This is a genomic window from Thiorhodococcus minor (genome assembly GCF_010820565.1).
GTDB classification, from domain to species: Bacteria; Pseudomonadota; Gammaproteobacteria; order Chromatiales; family Chromatiaceae; genus Thiorhodococcus; species Thiorhodococcus minor.
In genome coordinates this window covers 1-22,674 of sequence record NZ_JAAIJQ010000026.1, presented here as the reverse complement: position 1 = coordinate 22,674, position 22,674 = coordinate 1, and the positions used below count along the sequence as shown (strand labels likewise).

The 22,674-nt window shown below is 66.5% G+C and carries 16 protein-coding genes; 1 reads left to right on the top strand and 15 read right to left on the bottom strand.

What is annotated here, in order from left to right; all coding sequences use genetic code 11:
- Positions 1–657: 657 nt before the first annotated feature.
- From G3446_RS10560 to G3446_RS10520, 9 genes are all read right to left on the bottom strand, one after another.
- Positions 658–2,550 (bottom strand): hypothetical protein, encoded by a 1,893-nt coding sequence (locus G3446_RS10560; protein WP_164452799.1) that lies wholly within the window; start codon positions 2,548–2,550, stop codon positions 658–660.
- A complete protein-coding gene (locus G3446_RS10555) occupies positions 2,547–4,856 on the bottom strand; it encodes an AAA family ATPase (protein WP_164452798.1) in 2,310 nt (769 codons plus the stop codon). The genes G3446_RS10560 and G3446_RS10555 overlap by 4 nt, the downstream gene beginning before the upstream one ends.
- On the bottom strand, positions 4,777–6,327 hold the full coding sequence (locus G3446_RS10550) for a hypothetical protein (protein WP_164452797.1): 1,551 nt from the start codon (positions 6,325–6,327) through the stop codon (positions 4,777–4,779). Before G3446_RS10550 ends, G3446_RS10555 begins: the two co-directional genes overlap by 80 nt.
- On the bottom strand, positions 6,311–9,628 hold the full coding sequence (locus tag G3446_RS10545) for a DEAD/DEAH box helicase (RefSeq protein WP_164452796.1): 3,318 nt from the start codon (positions 9,626–9,628) through the stop codon (positions 6,311–6,313). The genes G3446_RS10550 and G3446_RS10545 overlap by 17 nt, the downstream gene beginning before the upstream one ends.
- 11 nt (positions 9,629–9,639) lie before the next feature.
- The gene (locus G3446_RS10540; protein WP_164452795.1) at positions 9,640–11,043 is read right to left on the bottom strand and encodes a protein kinase domain-containing protein; all 1,404 of its coding nucleotides are present in this window, start codon (positions 11,041–11,043) and stop codon (positions 9,640–9,642) included.
- Positions 11,044–11,056: 13 nt separating this feature from the next.
- Positions 11,057–11,755 carry a PP2C family serine/threonine-protein phosphatase gene (locus G3446_RS10535; protein WP_164452794.1) on the bottom strand — a complete coding sequence of 233 codons (699 nt, stop codon included), beginning with the start codon at positions 11,753–11,755 and terminating at the stop codon, positions 11,057–11,059.
- Positions 11,755–12,393, bottom strand: a complete 639-nt coding sequence (locus G3446_RS10530; RefSeq protein WP_342450091.1) for a vWA domain-containing protein — start codon at positions 12,391–12,393, stop codon at positions 11,755–11,757. The genes G3446_RS10535 and G3446_RS10530 overlap by 1 nt, the downstream gene beginning before the upstream one ends.
- Before the next feature lie 102 nt (positions 12,394–12,495).
- A complete protein-coding gene (locus G3446_RS10525) occupies positions 12,496–12,801 on the bottom strand; it encodes a DUF4258 domain-containing protein (RefSeq protein ID WP_164452792.1) in 306 nt (101 codons plus the stop codon).
- A 136-nt stretch (positions 12,802–12,937) separates the two neighbouring features.
- Positions 12,938–14,452, bottom strand: coding sequence for a sigma-54 interaction domain-containing protein (locus G3446_RS10520; protein ID WP_164452791.1), 1,515 nt, complete (start codon positions 14,450–14,452; stop codon positions 12,938–12,940).
- A gap of 602 nt (positions 14,453–15,054) precedes the next feature.
- Here G3446_RS10520 and G3446_RS10515 point away from each other — a divergent pair.
- Entirely contained in the window at positions 15,055–15,840 is a 786-nt protein-coding gene (locus G3446_RS10515) for a class I SAM-dependent methyltransferase (protein WP_164452790.1), read from the top strand.
- Positions 15,841–16,080: 240 nt separating this feature from the next.
- On the opposite strand, the gene traN is transcribed toward G3446_RS10515, so the two are convergent.
- The 6 genes from traN to G3446_RS10485 all read right to left on the bottom strand — a co-directional run.
- Positions 16,081–18,372, bottom strand: a complete 2,292-nt coding sequence (gene traN, locus G3446_RS10510; protein ID WP_245232429.1) for a conjugal transfer protein TraN — start codon at positions 18,370–18,372, stop codon at positions 16,081–16,083.
- Between the two features lie 79 nt (positions 18,373–18,451).
- Positions 18,452–19,510, bottom strand: a complete 1,059-nt coding sequence (locus G3446_RS10505; protein WP_164452788.1) for a TraU family protein — start codon at positions 19,508–19,510, stop codon at positions 18,452–18,454.
- Between the two features lie 2 nt (positions 19,511–19,512).
- Positions 19,513–20,721: a TrbC family F-type conjugative pilus assembly protein gene (locus G3446_RS10500; RefSeq protein WP_164452787.1), complete on the bottom strand. Its 1,209-nt coding sequence runs from the start codon at positions 20,719–20,721 to the stop codon at positions 19,513–19,515.
- The gene (gene lepB, locus G3446_RS10495; protein ID WP_164452786.1) at positions 20,708–21,277 is read right to left on the bottom strand and encodes a signal peptidase I; all 570 of its coding nucleotides are present in this window, start codon (positions 21,275–21,277) and stop codon (positions 20,708–20,710) included. The genes G3446_RS10500 and lepB overlap by 14 nt, the downstream gene beginning before the upstream one ends.
- Complete coding sequence (locus G3446_RS10490) at positions 21,264–21,587, bottom strand: hypothetical protein (protein ID WP_245232428.1); 324 nt, start codon at positions 21,585–21,587, stop codon at positions 21,264–21,266. The genes lepB and G3446_RS10490 overlap by 14 nt, the downstream gene beginning before the upstream one ends.
- Positions 21,580–22,674 (bottom strand): TraG/VirB4 family ATPase (locus tag G3446_RS10485; protein WP_209262346.1); only part of this gene is annotated, 1,095 nt, incomplete at its 5' end. The genes G3446_RS10490 and G3446_RS10485, both read right to left, overlap by 8 nt.

The following is a 22,674-nucleotide window of genomic DNA, read 5'->3' as shown; positions in this document are numbered from 1 at the left end:
ACCTGGCGGCGGGCAATCTTGCTCGTACTGCGACACCTGAGCGGAAGGTGGCGAAGGGCTATTGGACCCAGACCCGTCACTAAGCCAGTATTCGTCGCTGACAGTTCCGTCCCATCAGCGGAAACTCACCCACGTCGGCTGAGCGGAAGGACTCGGCCAGGAGCGGTCACTGAGCCACACCGCCCCAGCAGGCGGTAAGCACTGAAGAGCTGTCAATAGCTGCAGTGACCTCGGTGGTCCACCCAGGAGCGGATATCGGTGCTTTGACTGCGATCGGCGGCAATGTCGGGCAGATCGGAGATTGGGTAGCCCAGGCACTGCCGCGTCCAACGAGAATCCGCGATGGGGGTCCCAGCCGAGCATTTCACCGGCCTACTTAGCCTGAGCAAGCCGTTTCGGGAGGAACGGTTGCAGCACCCAGTGGCACTCTCGGACCGAATTGATCATGGCTCTGCACGACGGCGATCCCGGACCGCTCCCGCCTCGGGAGTCTGCGCTTTCACAACCCATAGTCAGGGCGAGCGCGTTGCTCCCGTACGGGTGCCAGCGGTTCCCGCGACTGGACGGCGCGCTCATTGCCGAAGCCAGAGCCGGAAGGCATCGCGCCTTGTGATGTCGATGGCCTTCAATAATGGCGAAGGTGACTCGCACCAACTATCAGTCCGATATCACAGGTACGTACAGCCAACGATGACCGAGGGTTACGAAGCCCTGCAGCTCCCGATCGATCCGCGCCAGACGAAAATGGCTATCGCGCAGCTCCCAGCGACAACCGCAATCGCACTGGGCAAAGAAACCGGAAGGTTGGGGTTCGAAGGTCGAGGCACGCCGCGAGCAGTCCGACTCGGGACATTGCGCTAGGCGGTCCAGCTGCGTCTTTCGGTTGGCAATTCGATCGCGCAGTTGCGGGCGAGCATGCTGCTCAAGCACCTCGCTCAGACGCTGCCAGTCGGCATCGCTGACTGGCCGGCACAAGGCGTGCCCATCGCGTGGGGCCGGAGCGATTTCCGGCCAAGCATCGGCCACGGGTGTCGGCAGCTGCGGAAACACCTCGCCATAGCCGGCCAGCCGCCGCTGCCAGAGCCAAGCGGCGACGAGCGCGTGGGCCTTCTCCTGCGCGTACAGGTCAAGCGGGTACAGCTGCAAGGCTGGATGGCCGGCGACTAGGTGCTCCGGTGGCGACGGTGAATCCGTGCGCTCTGGGGCATGCAAGAGGGAAGGCACGCGGATCTCGCGGCCTTCGTCCAGCGTGCGCGTGGTCCACTCGGCCGCCGCGTTTGCATCGACGGGGGCTGCGGAAGGCACGAGCACCAGACGATGGCCATCCATACCGATGATCCAGGTGTGGTCGCAGTTCTCCAAGCTCGCCGCATCGCCCCAACGATCGCAGGCGGCCCGCGCCGATGCCTCGCCTGACCAGCTGACCTGAAAGTCCAGTGCGCGGAGCACGCGCAGCAACAGCAGCCCGATATAGCGCTCGTAGCGGTCCTCGTCCGCGCGTCGGCGCGCGAGCACCTGCACGGGCCGCTCGCGCTCGGCGGCGGTCGCCGCCAGCCAGGCGTCCCAGAGTCGGCGCAGCTGGCGATAGTGCGCGTCGTGCTGCAATAGGTTGGTCGGCACCAGGCTCAGGCCGATTTGGGCACCGCGAGGGATGGCCTGATACAGGGAGCTGCCGTTGAAGCCTTTGATCCTTCGTCCCTTGAGCGCTCGGATGCGCTTCAGCAAACATGCCAGATGATCCAGCTGCTCGCGGTTTTGTTTCAGCAGCTCGCCCGCTTCGCCGGCGCTGACCGCCTCTCCCCAGACCGCGCAGATGTCCCGCCGCAACTGCCAGTCCACATCTTCGCTGTTGTTGAACTCGAGCCCTTCCTGGTAACGTGCGGCAATACTACTGAGCTTGCCGATGCGCCCCTGCAGATAGCGCTCCAGATGATCAAGCAGGCGTGCGTAGACGCGGTGCTCGTAAATGTCGGCATCATCGTCGCTGATACGCGCGAGAACGGTCTTTGGCACGACGCCGCTCAGCGTGCGGGCGGCCCAACATTCCGAGTGGGCAGCCAGATGGCGCTGAAAGCCGGTGTCCAGACGCCGGGCGCGGTCCACCGGCAGCAGTTCGGTCTCGTAGCGCATGCTGAGTCGTGGGCGGATCGCGATGGCATCCAGATGCCCTCGCTCGAAGACCTCGTCCAGCAGCGCGTCCAGCCGGTTCGGCTCGCATTGCCGTCCGAGCTCGGCCGGCAGCAGCGGGCTCGGCCAACGCCCTGTGGTCAGGTCCGTCCTGTTCTTGATCGCGGCGATGGCGTCCAGTGCCAACTGGTAGTCGCTGCGGTCGTCGTCCGGCATCCTGGGGCGCCGAAATCCGCTATCAACAGTGCCAAGACGCAGGCGGGGCGCGCCGTCATCGACCAGCAGGTCCCCGCCCGCAAGCTCTGTATGGCCGTTCTGGCGGGCCGGCTGCTCCAACACCCAGCGGCCTTCGAGTAGCGGCGCGTCGTCGTTGACCTGCCTCCGCCGGTCATCAAGTCGGTCCCTGAGCCTCAGGGCCGTCATCCCTGCTGCTCCTTGCGCTTGATTTCGCGCGCCAATCGGTCGAGGCAGGTCTCCGGATCATTCTTCGAATCAACCTGCGGCCAGGCCTCGACCAAAGCCGTCTCCAGGTCCCGCAGCGTATCCAGACCCACATCGAAGCGCTCGGTGATCTTGCCCGCGCGGAACAGGCGGGTGGCCAGCAGATGGTCCATGCCTTCGCCAAGGCTGCCACCGGCGGCGATGACCACGGGTATGAAGCGCATGGCCTGGCGCTCCAGCCGGTTGCCCCAACCGAGATCGAAATCGTCCTTGAGCCGGTTCGTGAACGCGCTCTTCTGCAGCGCGGCGAGGCCCGACTCGACCGCCTGGCGGTGCTTTTTCCGCGCCTTGTCGAACTGGCGCTGCAACGAGGAGAAGCTGTACGGCAGCGAGCCTGGGTGCTGCTCGACCTCGAACGGGGCGTCCTTTTCGCGCAGCTCCATCACGTGTGCCCGGTCGAAGGTCTTGTCGGCAAAGCCCTTGGTGGTCTCATCCTCATTCGCGGTGCCGATGAACCAAAGATTGTCGGGTAGCCCCAGCTTGCGGCCATCGCAACCGTCCGCGCGCATCAGCAGCGGCGGGTCCGGCAGCGCACTCTCGGTCAGAACCAGCCTGCGTTGCGCTGCTGGCATCTCCAGCGCGGAAAGCAGCTCGGCAAAGTATTGCTCGGGATGAGAGAGGTTCATCTCGTCGAGCAGCACGATGTTGACGTGGTCCTTGAACGGCTCGGTACCCGCACGGTAGATGGCCTGGAGACATTCGCGCTCGTAGAACCGCCGCTCGAAGGCGTTGAAATGCCCGAGCAGATCGTCGCGGTCGCGCCAGCCGGCCTGGACCGGCACCTCGGTGCAGTGGCCGCCGACAGCCTTTGCAAAGGCCAGCGCCAGGCTGGTTTTGCCGGTGCCGGAGATGCCCTGAAGGATGTGCAGCTGGCTCATGGCCAGGCCACCTAAGAAGAGCCGAATGACCTGCTCCGGATAATAGAGTGGTGCATCCAGCGCACCGGCGATGCGCTGACGGAGCTCCTGGGCGAGCACATCGAGTGCCGGCACTTCATCGACGGGAGCGCTGCCGACCAAGTCCTTATCCATCTTCGTCAGCGCCTCGAAGGCAGAACGGCCCTGCTGGCGTGTCGTCAGGTCGTCGAGCCGTTGCTCTAGGTCGGTGACAGCGCTGTCCAGAGCACGCTTATGCTGCTCCAGCACACGCTTTTCCTGTTCTAGGGTCTGCTTTTCCAAGACGCCGAGGCGGCGCGTCCCGACCTCGTTCTTCAGAGCGTTAATCTGCTGAGCTTGGTTTTCCAGCCGTTGCTCGTAGTCATCGCAGCGCTCGCGTAAGGCCTCGTTCTCGGCTTCTAGGTCGTCCTGGGAGCGATGCCGCTGGCCTTCGCGCAGCTGGCGATTCTCGGTGCGCAAGGCCTCGAACTGTTGCAAGAGCGCCTCCGCATCGGCAAAGCCATGGTGTTCCAGCAGCCGATTGAGATCGGCGACTGCCTCCAGCGCCTGGCGCTGCTCTTGGATTGTCTTTGCGTCCGCGCCCGCGTTCCGTCGGGCCTGGTCGATGCGGCGTTTCAGCTCGACGATCTCGCGCTGATGCTCGTCTTCGAGGACCTGACGGATCTGGCGTTCGATGCCTTCTTGATTGCGTCGCGCCTGCTCCAGACGTTTGCGCTCCAGCGCTAGCTCCTGCCGCTCCTCTTCCAACGCCTGGCGGTCCTGTGCGAGCGCGTCATTATCTGCCTGCTGCGCGTCCCGCTGGGCCGCGTGCATGGCATCGATGCGCTCGCGCGCCTCCCGCTCCTCCTGCTCGGTCCTAGCGATGACCTGGTCGCGCTCGGTCTCCAGCCGGCGAATCTCGTCGCGGAGCGTCTTGAGCGCGTCGCGCTGTTGCTCAAGGAAACCGTTGCGGGCATTCAGCTCGCGCAGCTCGATGGCCTGCTCGCGCTCGTTCAGCTGGCGTTCCTGCTCGGCCAACTGCGTCTGTTTCTGCTCATGATTGGCACGTTCTGCAGCGAGATCGGTCTCTTTCTGCTCGGCTTCGGCGAGCCTGCGGTTGAGGTCCTCACGCTTCGAGCCGAGCTCGCTGAGCGCCTCATCAAGCGCCGTAAGCCGCTCGGCGAATTGCCTCTTCGTGTCATCCGGCATGGCGTCCAGTTCTTCTTTGCTGGGCACGGCCGCGGCTGCCGTCTCCGGCATCTCCGGATTGCCGTCAAGACGCCCGATTTGCTCCGGCAGCTTGTTGTGATTCGGTTGGTTGCCTCCGTTCCGAACGCGTCTCTTCTTGGCCATCTTCCAGTATTCCTTCGATCAGTCGTTCAACAATGTCCAGGGCGGTGTCGGCATGCCGCAGGGCGAGCTGGCGGTCCGGTGGATCGGTGTGCTGGTTACCGCCATGGCCAGCGGCATCGCGGTCTTGCGATAGGACCAACAGTCGCAGCATGAGGTCCTCATCCGGTGCGACCTGGCCAAACGGATGCCGTGGATGGTCGAGCAGCGACAGCAGCACCCCAGCCAAGTACTGGCGCAGCGAGCCTGTGCCATGTCTTAGCGCTCCGTAGACCTTGCTCGGCTGCACGCGCATGCCCTCGATGAAGCGCTTTGATAACGCAGGCACCGCACAGCCCAGCGCCTGTTGCAGATCCGCGGCCCGCATCTGCCGACTGAGACGGTCACCCGGCCGCCCCAGGGGCCAGCGCTTCAACAGCCAGAGAAAACACTGCTCCAACGTGCGCTGGGACTGGATGATCAGGTTGCCGACCTCCTCGGCGCGCTTGTAGCTGCCGGCCGCCGCGACGGTGGCGCGCACCCGCAACAGTTCGACGAGCCGGTCCTCTAGGCCCGGTATCCGATCGGCCGCGGGAAAGCGCTCGAAGACCTCGAAACGGACCTGCTCGTCCTCACGCCGGCGGTAGGTCTCCCAGTCTTCCTTCTCCTCCGTCTCACCCAGCAGTCCGCCGAGGCGCCTGGCCAAGGCCGGCACACGCCGGCTCGCCTCGAAGACCTCTTTGCGCATCCAATTGGCAGCCCGCGCCTGACCGAGGGGGTCGCTGACCAGCCAGGGATGCTCGTCGGTCGGGCCTTTGTAGACCCGGCACAGCACCCAGGCGGGGCGTGGGCGCAGGTCGATCAGCTCGATGCCGTCGCTCGGCAGGTCATCGGGATCGCGGCCACCGCTAGCGCGCAGCCGCTGATGACGGCGCGCGATGCGGTCCTTGCGCAGTGCGTCGCGGAACTCGGCGATGCTCGGTCGCGGCGGTAAGTCGCGGTTTGCAGGAGACAATACGAAAGGTGACAGTGTCTGGCCTGAGTCACGATCGGCGAGGAAGCTCGGATAGCGGGCGCCGAGGTCGATGGGCTCGATCTCCCGCAGCGCGCCTTGCTGGCGTGGCCACAGAGTGCTGCTCTCGGCGCTCTGGAACAGTAGCGCGGCGCGCTGTTGCAAGCTGCCTTCACCGGAGCGCTTCAATTGCTTGGTGCCCAGCTCGGTGAGGCGCCTTTTCTGATCCAGCAGGCCGTTGGCGATCAGCTCGGCACCGACGATGTAACGGATCAGCTCTCCGTCGACGCCTAGGTGATCGGCGATCCAGCCTGGGTCATCGCAGCCTGCGGCGTGCAACCGCAGCACGGTAAAGGCGAGCACATTGAGACCGTCGCGACGGCGCTCGGGCACATGGAGTGTCCAGACCCAGACGGGCCAGAGCAACTGGGTGTCCCAGTGCTCTTGCTGATAGTCCAAATACAGATCAGAGAACACGGCCATGCGCCCCCTCGCAAAGATCTAGGAATGCAGCCAGGCCCGGGGCGGCCTCGGCGGTCTCAGGTGCGCGGGCCAGCGCGATGTCGCCGATGGCGATTAGCAGCCGCCGCTGGCGACTCATGGCCACGTTCATCCGGTTCGGCACGCGCAGGAAGCCGTACTTGCGGGTTAGGGCCAGCTCCCGATCCTCACCCCGCAGCGGGGCGTCGGTGCGCACGATGGACAACAGCACGATGTCGAACTCCTTGCCCTGGAAGGCGTCGACGGTGCCGACCAGCAGCCGTTCGGCACCGCGATCGTCGCGCGCCCACTCGGGCCGGACCCGCCAGCGACCCTCATGCCGTTCGGCGAGCGCGTGGTCACCCATGTGCTCCAGGATCAGGTCGCGCTGGGCGGCGTAGAAGGTGATGACGCCGAGGCTCAAGTCCGGACAGGCGTCGAGGATGCGACTGGCCTCGCGGGCGGCGCGCTGCGCCTCGGCGGCGCGGATGCGGCTGCCGGCAGGCAGGCGACGGTCGCGGTCATCGCGGCCGTGGGCGGGCACATCGATCCAGGCACAGACACGGCCCTCGAGGTCCGGCATCGGATGGCCGAAGTCCGTTGCCGGGCGACCCGATCGGATCGCCGGCTCGCCCACCGCCTCATAGAAGGTGCGGCTGACGAAGTCTCCGAGGACCGGGTGCATGCGGAACTGGGTGTCGAGCATGACCACCCGCTTGGGCTGTCCGGGATGCTCCTCCGCCAGGCGGCGCAGCCGCAGGACCAGCCGTTCGAACAGGCTATCTTCCAAGGCCTTCGTTTCAGCTTGTGTCAGTTCACCGGCCTCTTCCAGGGACTTTTCGGTGTCCGGGTCGAGCAGGTGCGGCAGCTGGCGGTGGTCGCCGACCAGCACGATGCGGCGGCGGCCCATGGCCATCGGGATCAGTAGGTCGAGCGGCGTCGCCCGGGCGGCCTCGTCGATGACCACAGTGTCGAAGCTGATGCCATCCTTGGGATCCAGGCTGAGCAGACCGCGCATGGGCTCGGCCGCCGCTTGCTGGCAGGTGGCGCCGAGCACCGTCGTATAGGCGCGCACGGCTTGCTCAATGCGCGTCGGGTCGAGCCTGAGGTCGTCGAGATAATCGCTGATGATCGCGAGTCGAGCCCACTCCGGGCGCCGCTTCAGGTGCGCGTCCAGCTCGCCGAGCAGGATGTCAAGCAAACGGCAGCCCTCCGTGTCCAGGACATTGCGAAGCACGGGGGGCCGTAGATCCGGGCGGCTCGCAGTCAGCAGGCGCTCGCGCAGCGCCGCGAGATCCGCCAGCTGTCGGTCGGACGGAACGGGCGTCATCGCCAGCGCCTCAAGCAAAGTGCGGTCCCCATCGGGTAGGTCCTGGTCGCGGCGGTCGGCCAGGTCCAGCAGTCTCAAACACTGTGCGGCACCGTCGTCGGCGAAGGCGCTGGTGCTCGTGCGCAGCGACCAGATGGCTTGCCGCCACAGTCGGCGCGTCGGTCCGCGCGTGCTGGCGATCGCAGGCTCCGGCTGGCGAGCGGTCAGCCAATCGCGCCAATGCTGCTCGGTGGCGGTGGTCGGCCGGAGGCGATGCGTTTCGGCGAGGTCTTGCAGCCTGGCGTCGATCTCGCGCGCCAGTTCGGCGCGCTCCTCGGGCGTCAGCGGCTGGATACGTAGCCGGGTCGTCGCATCGCGCAAGCCCTGCAATGCGGCGAAAACCGGTTCCGCAGCGATGGCGGCGTCTAGCCTTGGGGCAAGCTCCGCGAGCCGCGTCTCGCGCCAACCCGAGAGCCGATCGTTGTCGGGGCTCTCGGCGTCGCGGCGGCGACCGCCCACGCGTAACCCCGGCAGGCCGAAAACCTCAATGCGGCCCAGTGCGTTGTCCACGGCGTCGTGCTGAAAGCTCGTGATCAGCAGTTGGTATTGGATGGAGCGCGGATCGGGGTAGACCTCGGCGAGGCGCCGCTGCAGGGCGGAGATGACTTGGGTCTTGCCGGTCCCGGGCGGACCGATGATGACCGCAATGTCCGGCGTGTTCAGCGCTAAGTCCAAGGCGCGCGTCTGCATGTCGGTGGGCTCGCCATGAAAGGCGGCGCGGGCCTGTCGGCTCAGGGCCTTCTCTCGGCGCCAGTCGGTACGGGTGGGCACCGGCTGGCCTTCCAGCAGAAGGCGTAGCTGCGGCATGGGGTTAGCGCTGCTGCGGATCCGCTCTAGGGCCTGTTGGCGACGTTCGTGGGCCTTGCGCTGGCCATGAATCGACAGGCACAGAAGACCGCTCGGTGGCGGAGCCTCGTGCTCGCGGTTGGGGTCATAGCTGAGGATGAGCCAACCGTCTTGCAGCACCGGGCGCTCGCCCACGACTGGACGGCCGCTATCGATGCCCTTGGTTTGCTCGGCGTCCAGCATCCAGGCGGGCGGTTCGGCGCAGGCTTCGATGGCCAGGTCCGGCAACTTGCTATCGCGGGCCAGCGCCTCCCAGCGCTCCATAAAGGCGCGGGCCTGTTCCGGGTCAACCGCGTAGCGCCACCGCAGCTGTTCTTCCCCGCAAGGCTCGCGGTCTTGGTAGCGCAGCACGCTGAGCATTCGTCCCGCTTCCGTGGCCTGACCCCATTCGATGACGGCGTAGCGGCGCCACAGCTCCACGTAGTCGCCATGGGCATCGAGATACTCCTGGAACTGCTGACGCTGGGCCGGCGAGCGCAGGACCGCGGCGGTACTGGCATCGACGATCGCAAGGGCACCGTGCAGCAGCGTCAGCTCACTATCATGCTGTCGCGCCGGAGCGAGGCGCACGATGATCCAGCGCCCGTCGCGCTCGCGCAGATCGGCCTCGTGGCGACGGCCTACCAACGTCAGGCGGGTACCGGTGTTGTCGGCGCGGGCCAAGGCCCGCGTGCCGGCGAGTCCGACCGTGGACACCAGCAGCAGTTCGTCCTCCACCCAGGCGCGGGCAGCGTCGGCCGTCGGCTCCTTTATCCGCCGCTGCTTGTGCAGCTGATCCACCAGGCGATCGTCGACACCGACCTGCAGGTCCAGCGCCAAGGCGCCCCGGCAGCGCAGCACGCGTAGGCGCAGCCGGTCGTCCGTGCTGTCGATCAGGCACCAAAGGCAGTGGCCGGCGTCATAGCGCAGCACATCGCCGCGGTCGACATACTCGACCGGCACAACGCGATCGTCTTGACACAGTAGACGCTGGGCGTTGTCGGTGATGAGCTGGGCCTCGCGGTTGGTGCGCCAGGGACTCGGCGGCGCCTCCAGCGCCCGCAGCGTGACGATCTCCGGCTCCAGGGCCTTGCAGTCGATCAATTCCATTGCGTGCCCCTCTACCAAGTGAAACGCCAGAACGGACGTAGTCGCGGCTCGTCGGGATGCGCTAGTAGCAGACCCGCCGCGGCACCGCGGCGCCTGTCGGCCTTGGCGGACAGGGTCTGGGGTTGGGTAATAGGAAAGGTCTTGCCGTCCTCGATGCGCACCAAAGTCAGTTCTCCCTCACCCTTCGGCGTCAGGTGGAGACCCGCCTTGTCCAGCCGGACTTCGCAGACCAGCGGCGCCTCGCTGTAGCCACGCATGCCCACCGGGGCGAGGTGCAGTGCGACGGGCCGCTCGAGCGCCAACGCCAGGCGGTCGCCGGTATCCAGATGCGGCTCCTCGGGGGACGCGTCGCTGTACCAGGCGTGGGCTAGCAGCAGTCCGTCGGCAGCCGCCTGGTCGCAGAACGGACACTGGCGCGCCTCGTTCCAATAGAAGCTGCTGCGGCAGTCCGCCGCGGTGCAGTCGAGCATCAGCGCCCAGGCCGCCTCCAGGGCGTCGGCCCACGCCGCCAGGCTGGGCCGGGCCAGCGGGTTGTCGCGGCCGGCATTGAAGCAGTCCTCGAACAGCGCCTGGAGCCTCGGCGTCGCGACCAGCTCCAGCGGCAGGCCTTCGCAAGCCTGGTTCGAGGTGTCATCCGGGTGATGCACCCAGGGCAGCTCGCCACGCAGTGCATGCGCTTCCTCTTCGGGCTCGGCGTCGAGGACGGCCTCTCCCTTGAGAGGATGGCCATGAGTCAGCATTTCGAACGCCAACACGGCGAAGGACCAGGCATCGGTGAGGCTGTTGACACCGCGCTCGCCACGGACGACTTCGGGCGCGCCATAGTCTGGCGTGTACAGATGGCCGTGCCCGAGCCGCTCGGTCGCGCACAGGTTGTCGCAGTCGATGAGCCAGACCTGACAGTGCTCGATGCTCTTGGACACGAACACATTCGCGGGCGACAGATCCCCGTAGGCAAGACCGCGCGCGTGCAGCCCGGCGAGCGTCGTTGCCAGCTCGCGCAACAGTGCCAGACGCCGACGCAGGCCTCCAGTGGCGAGGTAGCCGGAAAGGCCCGTGCCGTCCTGCAGTGCCGCGCGGCTGCTGTCCAGGCTCGCTTGCAGGCTTTCCAGGCCATCCATCAGCTCCATGACATAGCCTGGATAGGGGCGCTCGATCAGCGCCCGGGGCCGGGCGATGCGCAGTCCATCGAGCTCTTGATTGAGCACCCAGTTCAGGCGATTGACCCAGTGTCGACGCTGCTCCGCATCTCGGCCCGTGAACAGCTTGATCAGCACGTTGTCGCGGTCCGTCGTGCAGACGACGCCTTGTCCGCCCTCTCCGAGCTTGTCCCTCAGCTGATACTCGATCCCCTGCTGATCCTGAACGACGCGCCGTTTGGGCGGTGTTTTCGATCTCCCTGCGTTGTCCGTCATCGCTCCCTTTCCCTCAGACTCGATAGATGATGGCGACGGTCTTGTCATCGCTGTGGTGCGCCGTGGGCCAGTCGGTCAGGTCCCGGGTCAGTGCAGCACGCGCGGATCGAGCGCCGCGATTGCGCAGCTCCCGAGCCAGCATGCTCACTAGTCCGTCCGTGCTGCCGAGGTCATCGGCGATGCCATCGGTCATCAGGACCAATGCGTCGCCGGGGGCGAGGAGCTGACCGCTGTCGAAGCGCCAGTCCTCGAGACGCCAGGACAGCCCGAGCCCTCGTGTCAGGTTTCCAAAAGAGCCGCCGTCCCGACTGAGTAGTCCGCGGGCCGGCGCCGGATGGCCCAGGATCAGCCCGTCGCCCAGCTGCGCCAGCCGGAAGCGGCTATCCGGCAGGCCCCAGGCCAGAAGACAGGTAGCGACGGCATCCTTGGCCGCGATCCGCAGCACGCCCAGTCGCTCGAGCCAATTGCACTCGAGCGTTTCGACCCAGGCCCGGTCGGTGCAGTCGAAATGCAGTTCTCGCACGCTGTCGAGCGCTGCTTTGCACAGGGTGCGCGCGCCGATGTCTGCACGGGGGCGCGAGCCCATACCATCGCTGACCGCCGCCAGCCAGCCCCAGCGGCCCTGCCGGATCAGAACAGCGTCCTGGTTCGGCACACCGGTCTCGGTGTGCGCAGGACCGCGCACCGAGGCGGCACGCAGGCGAACTCCCATCAGTTGAAGAAATCGGCGAGCGGATCGTCCTCATCGTCAGCGACACGACGGTAGTCAAGCTTCAGCGGCTGCGTGTCGCCGCCACTCTGCGAGCGCGCGGCCACGCTCATCGTGACGGCGCGGAAGAAGCGCACGATCTCGGCCGCGTTGTCGGCGTGAAACAGCGGCGCCTCCAAGTCGTTGGCGAACTCGGTGAGCATGGCCTCGTCGGCGTCGTTGCCGATGGCAAGCGCGATCCGGGTCGCCTTTGCCGCTCGCTCACTGGCGAGCAGTGCCTGGAACGGGCCCTCCCAGTCGTCGGTCGGATGGCCGTCAGAGACCAGGACCAGGACCGGGCGATAAGCGCGCGAGGGTATCAGCTCGCGGTCTTCCACCAGCTCGCGGGCAATCTCCATGGCCGCTCCCATTGGTGTGCCGCCGCCGGCGACGAATTCCTGGATCTCCTGGATCTGGTGCGCCGGCGTCAGCGGCAGGTGGGCGGCCGCTTTGCCGCCGAAGGTGATCACGCCGAGGTGGATCTCGCCGCGTAGACGGCTCTCGGCACCAAAGCTCTTGACCATGTCGCGCAGGGACTGGTTCAGGGCCTCGATCTTGCCGTCGACGCCCATGCTGCCGCTGGTATCGGCGAGGATGATCACGGGCAGCGGGCGGGCGGCCTTTACGGCGAAGTCTTTGATGGGCATGCCAATAGCTCCTTGAATGTTGGCGTCTTGCAGATAACCGGGCGGACCGGTCGCGACTCAGTTACGCGGCGGGCGCGCGTTCCGATAGACGGTGATAACGGCATCGCTGCGCGGGGCCATCAGCACCTGCAGATTTTCCAGCGGACGCAGGTCGAGACCCTGACCTGCATAGCGACGGATCTCCTTGCGCCCGACGAAGAAATACCGGGCGCCGCGCGTATGCCGGCAGCGGCCGAAACGGAGTACCGCGGCAAGTTGATCCCGGCGGATACCGCGCTGGCTCATGCGCAGGCTGGCGTGATCGGTCAGCACGAAAGGGGTGGCTTGATCGGGGGACGCGTCGTTCTGTGCGGGGTTGTGCATCGCGGCTGCTCCATGTTGGCTGTCGCCGCTGATAATCCATCTTTCATGCCAACCATTATGTCATTTTAAATCAGGCACTTAATCATCTTAGCGCCTGCGCCGAAGGTAATGCACCTTACCTCAAAGGTAAGCATTATTACCGATCGCGCGAGGATTTTCTGGGACTCTCGTCAAGTCCTTGGCGACGCAGCCGCGTGGTAAGAACCTGGTGGCTGCCTAGCCCCAGTAGCCTGCTCGCCTTCGTCTTAGAGCCCTCCGCGGCCCGCATAGCGCGCTCGAGATAATGACGTTCGACATCGTGCAGAAGCGCATCAAGGTCGAAACCATTGCCAAGGGAGCGGTTGAGGATATCGTTCGAAGCTGCGGTACGAACCAGAAGTGCCCCGTCGATATCAGGGGCGTCGATTCGGCCATCCGTTGTCCACAGCGCCGCGCGGAGCAGCGCCGCGCGCAGCTCCCGAACATTGCCGGGCCAGGCGTGCAGAAGCAGCCGGTTGCGCGCAGTCGGCGTCAGCAACAGGGCATGTTGGAAACCTAGCTGCTCGCCGATCTCGATGAGAAAGTGCTCGGTCAGGCGATGGACGTCGCCTTGGCGCTCCCGCAGTGGAGGCAGTTCCAGCACGCCAACCGCTACGCGGTAGTAGAGGTCTTCGCGAAACCGCCGCTCGGCGATGTCCGCCTGCAGATCGCGGTGCGTGGCGCAGATGAGCCGAACGTCCACTTCCCGTTCCTTGTCGGCCCCGACCGGAACGACGCGCCCCTCCTGCAAGACGCGCAGAAGACGCACCTGCGCCGGGGCTGCCAGCTCGCCGAGCTCATCCAGAAACAAGGTGCCGCCGTCGGCTTGCTCGAAAACGCCGGCAGCATCGCGGAGGGCCCCAGTGAAGGCGCCCTTGGCGTGGCCGAACAGGATCGAGTCGATCAGCTCAGGCGGAATGGCGCCGCAGTTCACGGCGACGAAAGGCCTCTCTGAACGAGCGCTGGAATTGTGAATGGCTCGCGCGAACAGCTCCTTGCCGGTTCCGCTTTCGCCGAGGACGAGCACGGGAACCTCGAAGCGGGCGAGGGCGGCAGCGCGCCGTTTGAGGTCCTGCAGACGCGGATGTCCGGTGACGACACGCTCAAAGCCTGCCGTCTCGGGCACATCCGCCGCGACCAGCTCCCGCAGTTGCCGACTTGCTTGGGCGGCATCAGCAGGCTGAAACTCAGCGGAGATGGCAAAGGGAAGCTGGACTGGCTGCACACCCTGTTGCGGGGAGGCTTGGAGGAACTCTGCTGGAAAGCGCGTCTTTCCCAGCAGGATCCAGATCGCCTGCATCGCCGGTGTCCCTGGACTGATTAGGATGCTTCGATGTGCTCTGGGATGCAGGCCCCAGATCTCCTGGAGCAGCGCTTCCGCAGCCTGATAAATGTCGGTGTAGTCAACGGGCGAGCGGAGTAGCGCGTGACGCGCGTCGATATTCGCCAACGCTGGCGCCTTGCGCCGCAGCCATTCGAGATACGGCTGAACCTTTTCCGGTGCATAGTTGAAAAGCAGGTACGTCTGATCCGGCTGCTGGTGCCTCATGGTGGCCAGGACGGGGCCGTCGCCATCATCCCCCACCGCATCCAAGTCGCGCTGACCGATCCAGCTAATCAGTACTCTTCTCAAGAAGAATCACGCTCTTGTCGCCTGCGGGATACCAACGATACTACCAGGCGGCACGCCGATCGAGTTGGAGAGCAGGCTTGGGGTGATTAACGAGTTCTCAGTCGGGTACCGGCTCAGGCGCTTCGTCACAGGCGCACGGGATAGATGCGGGAGGTATGGCAACGCACCGATGTGGTTGGAGGTCCGCTCCACAGGGGGCAGCATCGGTGGCCAACCCACCGCACGTCTTAGCGTCCGCTATCGTTCGCGATCCAAACAGTACTGCTCGGAGGGCCAATGTCGCTTCTGGGTCGTGACTTGTCACTCCCGAAACAGGTCAAACTTCCCGCTTTCCGCGTATCGCTGCCCTACGACAGCGAAATCCGAGTGACCGCTTGGCCGTCGGGCAGACCCGAGCGACATGGACGGGCCCCAGTGTCCGATCGCGGGCCGCTGTCATCGGAGCCGATGGCTAGCTCGACAGCTTGGGCACGGCCGGGTCGCGCCGGCCGGCTCCTGCTGAGGTCCGAGGCGGGAACCTGGCTGCCCGTGGCGGGCGTGCCTTGCCCACTGCGCCGATGTCCTGTGTGGCAATCCCAGCAATCGCGTTCCAGAGAGGTGACATGACTAACCAAACCGACGCGGGCGCTGGCCACCAGCGGGGCGATGCCTCCGACTGGGACGCCACGACTTACGACCGCATCGCGGATCCCATGACCCGCTGGGGTGTCGCCGTGCTCGACCGTCTTCATCTGGACGGGCACGAGCGCGTGCTCGATGCCGGGTGCGGCTCGGGCCGAGTCACCGAGCATCTGTGCCAACGCGTTCCGCGCGGGGCGGTCATCGCCCTCGACCGCTCCGCAGCGATGCTGGTCGAGGCCCGGCGCAGACTCGCCTCCTCTGCAGATCGCGTGAGCTTCGCGCGTGCCAACCTGGCCCAACCGCTCCCGTTCTCGCCCGTGGATGCCGTCTTCTCCACGGCCACCTTCCATTGGATTCATGACCACGGGGCCTTGTTCAGCAACCTCGCCGCGGTGCTGCGCCCTGGGGGGCAGCTGGTCGCCCAGTGCGGCGGTGCGGGCAATATCGCGCGGGTCCATGCCGCCGCCAAGGCCGCGGGCGTCGACCTGGATCCGACCCACTTCGCCACGCCGGCCGAGACGCAGCAACGCCTCAAGGCAGCCGGTTTCATCGACGTGCAGTGCTGGCTGCAGCCGGAGCCCACAACGCTCGCGCCGGGCGAGCCACTTGAGACCTACCTGCGCACCGTCTGTCTGCGCCAACATCTGGACCAGCTGCCCGAGCAGGACCGCACGCCCTTCCTGCACGCGGTGATGCAGCAGCTCGGCGAGCCCGTGATCGATTATGTGCGACTCAACATCCTCGCGCGCCGGGGAGCGGTCTCCTGATGGTGACCAGATCGACGGCGCTGCACCTCTGCCCGTCGCGCGGTAACGAATGCAGGACACACGAACGAACATACCCGAAGCCACCGGCTGGCCTGAATCGACTCCCCCCGTGTCGCATTGGCTGCCGCACTCAGTCAGTTGTTCCGCCTGACGCTCCCGGCAAGCGATGAGCGGGCTCCAGCCCACGGCGGGATCGCTGGTGACTGCTCCGCGCTTGGCGAGCGTCTGCTGTTGCGTGCCTCAAGGTGTCGTCGACTCCGTCGCCCGCGGCAAGGTCTCCAGCGTCTCCTCCCACCCCTGCGCCTCGGCCGCCCGATTCGCCCCACCGACGGTCTGGACATCGCTCAGATCCTCAAGCCGGTCGGCCGTGCGGTTGCCCTGCCCTTCGGTCAGGGTCTCCAGATCGAGACCGGTCGTGGTCAGGATCAGATCGGACGCGGTGAGCATCGCGAGCCATTCCGAGAGGTCGATCCGACTCCAGTCGACCTGAGCCAGCGTCTCGACGGCAATCCCAGAGCAATTGGGGTGCTTGGCGCTGCCGTAGCCACCGATCCCGGCCTGTCCGCGGATCTGCTCATTGAGAATGCGCGAGAGCGGTGAGTTGAAGCAACAGAAGCTGTCGCGGCTCTCGATGCAGGCCCCGAAGACGTTCTTCTTGCAGTAGGAGCCGACCCGGTGACAGGCCTTCAGCTCGCGCTGCACGCCGAGGGTGAACTCGTCCTCGGTGCACTCCCAGATCAGCCGGATCAGGATCATCACGATGGTGTAGATGAGATAGGCCCACATCACCCAGTAGAGCACGACCGAAATGGCGGGATTGAGCGCCAAAGTCGAGGCCACCGAGCCGTCGGCCGCCACGGCGGCCCCGCCGGTCGCGGCATTGACGAAGAGCGCATTGGCCGCCTGCGCGCCGAAGACCTCGGCGGTCCACTGCACGGTCTGCCGCAGGAGCTGTTGCTTGAAGGTCGCGATCAGCCCCTGCTTGGCCGCCTCCGTGGTCACCGCCGTGGTGTTGCCGGTGATGTTGTTGACGGCCGAGGTGAAGGCGTCCTTGACCGCCGACCAGGTGTCGACCAGGGGTGAGCGCAGGGTCTCCCAGGCACCGAAGGCGGGGTTGGAGACGCCCGCCTTCACCAAAGACATGGTGACACTGTCGAGCTTGGCGACGGAGAACATCAGCTGCAGATAGAGCCCGAGCGAAATCCCGCTCGGGCGCTCGCAGCAGTTGACGATCCCGCCGACGGCCCGCTTGCACTCGAGCGCCTCGCCCTTGAAGACTTGGCAGCTCCCCGTGGTGCAGTCGGCATCGAGCGCGACCATCTCCGCGGCGTTGAGTGCCGCCACGGCCTCATCGAAGTCGTCCGAGGCCTCGGGCTCGATGGAGAGGCAGTCGTCGCCTAGACAGCGGATCTCCCCACCGCAGTCGAGCTCGGAGGTGCGCTCAATGCCGGCGATCTCCTGATCGGTGCCGCAGTCGTAGACCACCTGATCGACGTAGCAGACACCGGAGCGGCCGGTGGCTTCCTCCGCACACTGGCGGCTGACCTGGCGACACTGGGGATTGGCGTCGAGGGCCGCGCAGTTGTCCAGATCGCCGGGGTTCTCGGGGCAGTGCGTCACCCCATCGGGATCGGTCCAACAATCCATCTGACCTTCGTTGAAGCTGGTGCAGTCGAGGGCGACGCTGACCTGCATGCAGGCGGCGCCGATGCCGGAGAACGCCTCCCAGGGCTCGTTGCCCGTCTCGCCGAGGTATGGTGGCGTCACCAGCTCGCTCCCGCACAGCTCCCCGCCGGTGACCCCGACGCAGTCGGCATCCGGGTTGCCGGTGCAGGTCGTGGTGCTGCGACAGAAGCCGTCCATGAGGCGCTCCTCGAGCGTCGCCAGACAGCTCGCCGATGCCCAGCTCCAGACGTCCACCCGCTTTTCGACCCGGCGCACGTAGTCGATGATCGGCTCCCCTGTCTCCGGATCGGTGCCGACCTCAATCGGGTCCCAGTAGACCGTCGCATCCAGGGTGCGCGTCGCCGTGCAGCCGAGCTTGGGTTGATCCTTGTCCGGGACCAGGCAGGCGGCGTACTCCGGAACATGCACCGTGCGCGGACGGCTCAGAAAGGTGTTGTCCCAGGTGCAGTCGGCATAGGTCGCGGTGAAGTCGTCGAGCGCGCCGACGGTCGCGTCGGTGAAGTCCCAGAGGGGATCGCCGCTCAGATCGCTGCGCGTGCGGTCGACCGGCTCGAGGAGGGTCTGGTAGGCCTGGCCGGTCGCGGAAGCCTCGGCATAGGGCGTGTCGACTAGGTCCTGCTGCGTCTGGAGCCCGGCCGCCTCAAGCGCGGTGGGATTGCCGTAGAGCGTGCTCCAGTCGGTGACGTCACCTTCCTCAGCCCCTGGGAAATAGATCCGATAGCCATCGGGCTGATCGAAAGGGTCAAGAATTCTCGGATCGCTCCCGAGCGTCCCTCCCAAAGTCTGCCCATCCGTAGCCGCCTCATCGAAGTCGAGCGCCCGGCGCAGGTCGTCACCCCAGACCAATGCCCACGGGGTCCAGGCGATCGCGGTGGTCAGAAGCCAGACGAGCGCGCTCGCACCAAGACGCCTCGGCGCCAAAGGGTCAGAGCCAGGTTGCGCAGCAATCATGCCAGCGCCAGATCAGATAGAGGTGGTCCTCGCCGACCCCGGGGATGTTGCGCCACATCCCCCAGCGCAGCTCGCTCTCGCCGATGACGTGGTTGGAATTGGCCTCCGGGAGCGGATAGAACTGGGAGAGGCGGTACTGGGTCTTGGGCAGCATCAAGGCGAAGGGCGCCTCGCAGAGGGCGGCATCCCCGACGGTCTGACGGGCGAGGCCCCGCCGATGTAGGGCGGCGAGCACCCGGGCACTGGCTAGGCTCATCTCCGCGGGACGGCCGTTGAGGGTCGGGATGCGTCCGGTGAAGGGGTAGAGCCCGCCCCAGGCACCGGCGCACCAGAAGAGGGTGTCCAGGGGCTTCTGCACCGTGGTCGCTGAAGCGGCATCGATGAGACAGGCCGCTTGGGCAATGGGATTGGCGACGAACGCCGCCTCCGGATTGGTGAAGAAGGCCAGCTCGTCGTTGTTCCAGGTCGGGTCCAGCTCGGAGAGATAGAGGACATCGAAGTCGGTCAGGTGATCGACGTTGCAGCGATCCGGGAAGAACAGGTCGAGCATCACCAAGACCGGAAAGGCGTAGTAATGGTAGTTGTAGAACGCCTTGTCGGAGCCGTCGTAGTCAGCCTGCCCCGGTGTGCCGAGGGTGCGCCAGGACCCCAGATCGAGCCGGGCGCCGCCCAAGGAGGGCATGCAGCCCGGAAGACGCACCAACTCGACGATCCGCGCCGGCTCCCACATCCCGATCACCACACCCGGGCTCGGCAGTCCGGCGGGGTCGGTGCAGGCGCACAGCGCCTGGTCACTCGCATCGCTGGGGACCGCCCCGCCCCCAATCGGCGCCCCGGCGATGCGCAGCGGAAAGAGACAGCTCCAACAGATGTCGGTGATGAGCTTGGGGCCGAGCAGCTCGGCATCGGGGCAGACGGCGTTGCCCAGACCGGTTGCGGTGTCCTCTTGGGCGCGCACCGAGAGGATCACCAACAGCGCCAACCCGACCAGCGCCGCGGACGGAAGGAAGCCCAGAGGGAATCGCTTGAGCATCCTCAGCCCTCCGGTGGCCATTCGGCCACCACCAGGGTGCCGTCGCGCGACTCGACCACAGCAGGCACCCGCTCGATCTGGAAGCGATGCTGGACATCCGGGGTGAGGAGATAGAGCGGATCGCGCAGGGTCGCCTGAACGGCGCGGTAGCCGTCCCAGCCCGCAGCACGATTCAGCCGCGTCGCCAGATAGAGCGGCAGCCGTCCTTCGGCACGACTCGCCGCGCCACGCCGCGCAACCTCGGCGACCTGACGCGGATCGGTGGCATCGAAGACGAAGAGCCTTTGCCGGAAGGGCATGCCGGCGAGCGGGTCGACGCGCTCGCCGGCATGAACCAGGGTGGTCCCGTCCGGAAGCGTGACATCGGCCTGAGCCACCAGCGTCAGGTCCAGGCGCCGCTCGCGGACCTTCTCGGCGGCCGGGAGCTCGGTCAGCTCGGCCCGCTCCCAGTACCGAGCAAGGGCCGCTTCGCGTCGGGCACCCCAGTCGACCCCGGCCAGACGCCGTTGCAGTTCCACGATCAGATCGGGCTCCACAATCGCAACCGTCGGGCCACGCACGCCCAGATCGCCCCGTCTCCCCTGCCCGACCTGCTCGAGCAGCCAGTCTGGACGGCTGATGCCGCTGACGCGGGCGATCTCGGTCCCTGCCCCATCGATGACGATCAGGGTCGGGGCCGCCTCGACCAAGGGGGTCTGGAAGGGACGCGGATCGATCTCGATGCGGGGAATGGCATCGCTGGCGATCTCTCCCTGTGTGTCAGGCAGAAGGGCGTGGGTCGCGCGGATAAATGCCCCAAGCGATTCCTCGGGCGCGACGCCGCGAAAGATGACGCGGACCTCGGGACGTCCGGCCGCCTGGACGAAGAGCTCGCGCAGTTGCGGCTCACCCAAGGCCCGCGAGGCGAGAACGGTGACGGTGAGCCCACGCCCCTGGATCACCGCCGAAGTCTCGGGGGATGTTGCGGAGGGGAGCAACGGCCGAAGACCCTCGCCGTCGACCCGGAGCCAAGCCGTCCAGTCAGCCACCCCCTCCTGCGGCCGTGTCAGCCAACCCGGAAGCGGTGCCGTGAGCGCCTGCTCTTGGAGGCGCACGGCCTCATCCCGAAGCGTGATCTCGGGAAGCGGGGACTGCGCGAGCGCCAACGGCGCCCCGCCGTGGCCGAGGAGCCCCAGCATCGCGGCCAGCCACCAGCGCTCAGAACAGCGCATACGCCTTCCCGACCATGCGCGTCGCGGGCAGGAAGCCCCAGTAGCGCGAGTCGAAGCTGTCGTCGGTCTCGCCGAGCATCCAGAAGTGCCCGACCGGGACCCGCTCGTGGCGCTCCAGGCTCGCCGGATTGCGCTGCAACGCCGGGGCGAGTGCGAGTCCCTCAGCCATCGGCATGCCATTGATGGCGGTCGCGGTGGGCGTGACCGTCACCCAGTCCCCCGGCACCCCGGCAGCGTGCTTGACGAACAATTGCCCCTCGAAGGCCGGCACCCCAAGGCCCCGCGCGCGGAAGGCGATCAGGTCACCCTGGATCACGTCCTCGGGACCGGCGAAGGTGTCGATTAGGAAGACGCGCGCAGACTCCAGGCAGCTGTGGGCTTGAAGATCGATCCCGAGGCGGTAGCGGATCGCCCCGTAGGTGCCGAGGCCCAGCGTCAGGCAGAGCGCCATGAGGGCCAGAACTGCCCAACGCCAGCGGAGCAGTCGGATGCGCTCCCGCCAGCGTTTCGCCGGACGTGGGCTTCGAGCGCTTGCCTCCGCCTCACTCGGGCGCATGCGGCACCTCCGTCTCCCCAAGCGTCAGCGCCGCCGGAGCGGCCATCACCGCATGACGATCGAGGACGAGCACGCCCCGCGCCGCCAGACGCTCGGCGGCCTGGGTGTAGTCGCGCAGGATCGCCGTCATCTGGTCCGGGCTCGCCCCACGGGCGGCTTCCGAGAGGTCCAGCAGCAGCACCGGCGGACGCACCTCCAGCGCCAGGGCGAGCTCACGCCGCCACCAGAGGCTGAGCAGGACACCCGTTGCAAGGCAAAGAAGCCCGGCGACCACGATGACACCCACCAGCGCTGGACGCCCCTCAGCCATGCCCGCGCTCCACGAGCAGCCGCCGGATCGCCGCATCGATCGACAGCCCCTGCCGGCGCAGCGCACTCAGGGCCGCCACATCGCGCGGGTGGGTCGAATAGAGCAGCTGGCGGAAGGGATCGACGATGAGGCGCCCGATCCCGGCCCCATAGTCGCCGATGGCCAGGATTTCGGAATAGACGCCCGGGACCGTGTGCACGGTCTTCAGCAGCTCCGCCCCGCCCTCGGTCAGCGGCAGGCGCTTGGCCGCGCGCAACTGGTCGATCGCCTGCGCCGGTTGGGCGAGCAGGAAGGTGTGCGCCGAGTTCTCGGCGATCGCCCGCCCGGTCGGATGGGCATAGAGGTCGTTGAGCGATTGCGTAACGGTGACCGCCGCACCGCGGTACTTGCGAAAGCGCCGGTAGCCGGTCTCGATGAAGCGGGCGACATCGCCCTGGGTCAGCAGGTCCCAGGCCTCGTCGAGGATGACCAGCTTGGCCTGCTCGCGCTCGCCCAGGTACATCGCCTGTTGGATCTGATAGATGAGCTGCAGCAGCACGACTTGCTGGAGGTGCTTGCGGCCCTTCAGCTCTTCCAACTCCAGGACCACGAAGGGCGCGGAAAACTCAATACTGTTGGGCCCGTTGAAGAAGCGTCCGTACTCGCCCTGGGTGGTGAAGGGATAGAGCTGGGTCCCCAAATCCTGGAGCCGCGGATCGCTCTCGGCGCTCAGAGCGGCAGCGATCCCGTCGATGGTCATCGCCCGCCCCTCGGCGTCCCACAGCGTTTTGAGCACCCGCTTGAGCCCCGAGCGCGCATAGTCGTCGAGCCCGCCGGAGGGTGCGATCATGGCCCCGACCAGGGCCGCGATCATGTCGGCCTCCTCGTCCCAGTGCACCACCAGCTCGAAGGGATTGAGACAGATCCGCGCCTCCCGGGTGAAGGCCAGGAACTGGCCGTCGAGCGCTTCGCAAAGCTTCTCATAGGAGCGCCCGACGTCGATCACCCAGCAGCGCCCGCCGACGGACAGGGTCGTGGAGATCAGCTCATTGGTCAGAAAGGACTTGCCGGCACCCGACTGCGCGGCGATGCAGGCGTTGTAGTTGGA